This is a genomic window from Streptacidiphilus anmyonensis, from assembly GCF_000787855.1.
Taxonomy (GTDB): Bacteria; Actinomycetota; Actinomycetes; order Streptomycetales; family Streptomycetaceae; genus Streptacidiphilus; species Streptacidiphilus anmyonensis.
Genome location: NZ_BBPQ01000035.1, coordinates 42803 through 46706 on the forward strand (window position 1 = coordinate 42803; position 3904 = coordinate 46706).

A 3904-nucleotide genomic window follows, 5' to 3' on the forward strand; every position below is an offset into this window, starting at 1 on the left:
GTTGGCTCCGAGGGAGTTGACGTCGAAGCCGTTCCAGCCGGTGGTGGCGGTGAGGTAGTTCTGGCGGATCGTGCCGTCGGTGGCCCGGACGAACAGCACGGGCAGGTGCGTGGTCGGGCTTTGGACGACGGCGGGGGTGCCGGTGAAGTTCTGGTTGTAGGCGCCCAGCGAGGTCGCGTCCCATCCGTACCAGCCGGTGGAGGTCTGGTAGTTCTGGTAGACCTTGCCGTCGACGCCGATGGCGAAGAGGTTCACCGCTCCGTTGGTCACGGTCGCGGCCGGTTCGCTGGCGAACTTGACCGGCGCGTTCCCCAGCGAGGGGGCGTTGAAGCCGTACCAGCCCGAGGTGGCGGTCAGGTAGTTCTGCGAGATGACGCCGTTGTTGTCGCGGGCGAACGCGACCTGCAGCCCGCTGTGCGGATCGATCACCATGGCCGGGGCGGCGTTGCTCACGGTGATGGTGACCGGGGCCGAGCGGGGAGAGGTGCCGCCGCTGTTCGCGGCGGTAGCGGTCAGGGTGTGCTGGCCGGCTGGGACCTGAGCGGTGTCCCATTCCAGGGAGAAGTCGGGTCCGGAGGTCGAGGTGCCGATCACGGTGCCGTCGACGCTGTAGGTCACCGAAGCCGCCCCCGGGGCGGAGGCGGTGAGTGCGGTGGTGCCGGCCACTGCACCGGACGGCACGGTGATGACGGGTGCGGCCGGTGCGACGGGACCGTTGTTGATCGTGATCGTGATCGGTGCGGAAGTGCCGATCGCCCCGTTGAGGGTGGCTGCCGCGAAGACCTGGTAGGTGCCGTTGGGCAGGGAGGACGGATCGAATTGCCAGGTGTGGTGCGTGGTGCCCGGTGTGCCGGGGACGGCGGGCGAGAAGGCCTTGTCGACCCCGTTCTGCTGGATGTGGAAGTAGAAGGAGTCTGCTGCGGGCGACGCGGTCCCGGTGACCGAGACGGGCGAGTTGCCGTAGGTGCCGCCGTTGACCATGCCGCTGTCGATGGACACGGTGGGCGCGGTGGCCGGCGGGTTGGTCTGGTTGAGGTTGTAGCGGTAGGCCTTGTAGCCCTGGTCTGCCAGGTAGGAGGCTGACCAGAGGTCCTGGCCGGTCGGCGTCCCGGTGTGGGACTCGGAGTCGATCACGGCAGTGGTGTCGGTGGAGTCGGTCCAGCCGGCGAAGAGCACGATGTGCTCGCCGGTCAGTGCGAGGGCGTCGCCCGGTTGGATCGTGTTGAGCTGCCCGGCCGAACGCAAACTGGCGACCGTGCCCAGGTACTTCGAGATCGACGGGTCGTCCAGACCTGGAGGGCTGTAGGTGACCGGCGGGCTCCACGTCATGTGCCACGCCATGGCGACGAATCCGGCGCAGTCCTCACGGTAGGTCCCGTCGCCGGACGGGCTTGCGTACCAGCCGCCCTGGTTGTAGGGGACCTGGTTGGCGATCCAGTTGTTCGCTCGGGCGAGCATCATGCACGGGGATATGGATCCGCCCTTGGCGGAGGTGTCCGTGCACGCTGCCGCTCCTGCGGCGTGTGCTGGGCCGATGGCGGCTATGGATACGAGAGCGGACGCGGCGAGCGTGCCGGCGAGGGTCGCGGCGGAGAAGCGACGGTGAGCGCCAAGGGTGCGGAGCTTGGTGCGGTGGCGTGCAGAAGAAGGCATGGGTGTTCCCCTGATAGGTGGTGAAGGTGGCGTCGCTGTCGGCCGCGGTAGGGCCGGGAGCGGGTGCGAAGGACTTCCGTGGGTGTCCCCGGGCGGTCCTCAGCCGGTGGGGTGAAGCGGCCGCCGGGCGGCGGGAAGCGCGGGATGCGTCGAGATGGGGCCGGTGCGCTCCCGGCCGCAGGTGCAGCCGGAGGAATTGCCGGCCGTGGTGGCTGCGCGGGAGTTGGGGCCCGTTTGTTGGGTTCGGCGCGCTTATGGCTGCGGCGCTGTGGCGGTCCAGCCGGGGAGGGAGGCGAGGAGGTGGGCGATGGCGGTCGCGGCCTGCTCGGCCGCGCTGCTTCCGTCGCCGCTGAACCACAGGCCGAGGTCTACTGCGCTGGCCCGCGGCCGGGTCCGTATGTGTTCGATGCCGGTTCCGGGGTCCAGGTGGGCCCAGAGGGTGTCGAGGACGCGCTCGGCGTCTGAGGGGCTGGGGCGGGGCAGGTCGGGGCGGGTGAGGATGAGGTGGACGAGGTGCATGGCGCTCCTAGTCCCAGCCGATGCCGTCCGTCTGCGCCGGCGTCACCGGGGAGGCGACCGTCATGGCCGCCGCCGCCGCTGCCGGGGCGGGCGCCTGGTCCCAGCCGATGCCGGAGGGGAGGGCGGTCGCCGATGCGGTGGCGGTCGCGCCCAGGGTGGGGGCGGCGACGAGGACGGCGATCACTGCGGCGCGGACGATTTTCGACATGACGGCCCCCGGCTCGAATTTCGGTGGTGGGAGTTCTCGGATTTGATGGTCCGTCGCCGGATTTGTTTTCCGGCCGGCGGCTTGAGAAAAGAATGCCCTGCGCTTCACGGCCCGGGGAACGGGTCCGGGCCGGCACCAAGGTGCCCGGCACCTTGGTGCCTGGCTCCGTGGTCTGGGGCCGTTCACCGGCCGGGCGTTGTGCGGTCGGCCCGGCGCTGAGGGGGTCACGGGCTGCACGGGTTGGTCTGTCGGCGTCACGACGCGCACGGGGGTGTGGGCATGGCGCTGGGTGTTCTGGGGCTGGATCCGGTGGTCGAGGCGGTGTATGCGGCGGTGCCGCGTTATCCGCGGTCAGGCCTTTCCGTTCCCGTGACCGCCATGGGGCTGACTGACCGGCAGGTCCGCACGGCCCTGAACGACTTGACCGACCGCATGCTCGTGTCCGTCGCGGCTTTCGGGGCGTTCGCTCCCAGCACGCCGGTGGACGGGGCCGAGCGTCTGGTGGGGATGGACGCGATCCTGGCCGGGCTCGAGATCCTCGCCAAGGACCTGCAGCGGACTGCGCACCGTCCACCGCCGGATGGCAACCCTCATGGAACGCCGGCGCCGGAAAGCCGCTTCGAAGCACGCACCGAAGCCGCCCTGCGCGGCCGGCTGCAATCCGCAGCGGCCGCGGCCTGCCCTCGCGCGGCTGTCGGATGTTGCACCGCGCCTTTCGCCCAAGGCCCTCGGATACCGCTGCGCACCGTCCGCCGACGTACGCATGACCTGCTGTCAGGCTGCTGCGAGTGTCGTGAGCGGTCTCGAGCACGGCGGAATGGCATTTCGCCATGCCGGTGGTGGCGTCGGTGGCGTCGTCGCGATGGCGCCTGGTCTGATCGGTGTCGTGGTCCGGCGTGGCGTCGACGTGATGTGGCTGGCGCGGCCGCGTATCAAGGTGGCTGGGGGCGGCTGCGGCGGGTGGGAGGTCGTCGTCGATGGTGGGGGCGGGGCCGGTGTGGGCGTGTTCTGCCGTCGGCGACGTGCGTGGTCTGCTCATCCGGCTGCGTGCCGTGGACGGGTCCGGGTAGGGCGCGATCACGATTGGGGTCGGGCGTCTTGTTGCTGGGCGTCGGGTTCGTGGGTTGGGCGGGTGCTGCGGCGGGTGGGTCGGTTGGTGGGTGTGCCGGTGGTGGTGGGTTGCGGACCGCCGGCCGGCGGCCGGTGCTCCGGTGTATGGGTGTGGCACCGGCCGCTACGGCGGCCGGTGCCTCACCCGTCAGTCTTTGTCGCTGGTCAGTGCTTCCGGGCCGGTTCGTTTCTCGGTCCGGGTCTGGGGGTCGGTCAGTTGCTGGTGAGTGTTTCCGGGCCGGTTCGTTTCTCGGTCCGGGTCTGGGGGGTCGGTCAGGCGACGCCGAGTTGATCGGGGGCGGCGGGGTTGCCGGAGATGGCGGTGCCGGTGCCGGTGGCGAGCCACAGGCTGGTGTTGGGGTCCGCGCCGGTCCACGCCACCTGCCAGCTGCCGTCGGACAGTGCCGTCAAGGC

The 3904-nt window shown here is 70.6% G+C and carries 3 protein-coding genes; all 3 read right to left on the reverse strand.

All coding sequences use genetic code 11. The annotated features are described in order from the left end of the window. Positions 1–1653, reverse strand: a 1653-nt coding sequence (locus TR50_RS47005; RefSeq protein WP_169790438.1) for an Ig-like domain-containing protein, incomplete at its 3' end; no start/stop codon positions are given. A gap of 252 nt (positions 1654–1905) precedes the next feature. Next, complete coding sequence (locus tag TR50_RS25840; RefSeq protein ID WP_042426678.1) at positions 1906–2172, reverse strand: hypothetical protein; 267 nt, start codon at positions 2170–2172, stop codon at positions 1906–1908. A gap of 7 nt (positions 2173–2179) precedes the next feature. Further along, on the reverse strand, positions 2180–2380 hold the full coding sequence (locus tag TR50_RS45835) for a hypothetical protein (protein WP_152648636.1): 201 nt from the start codon (positions 2378–2380) through the stop codon (positions 2180–2182). Positions 2381–3904: the final 1524 nt, after the last annotated feature.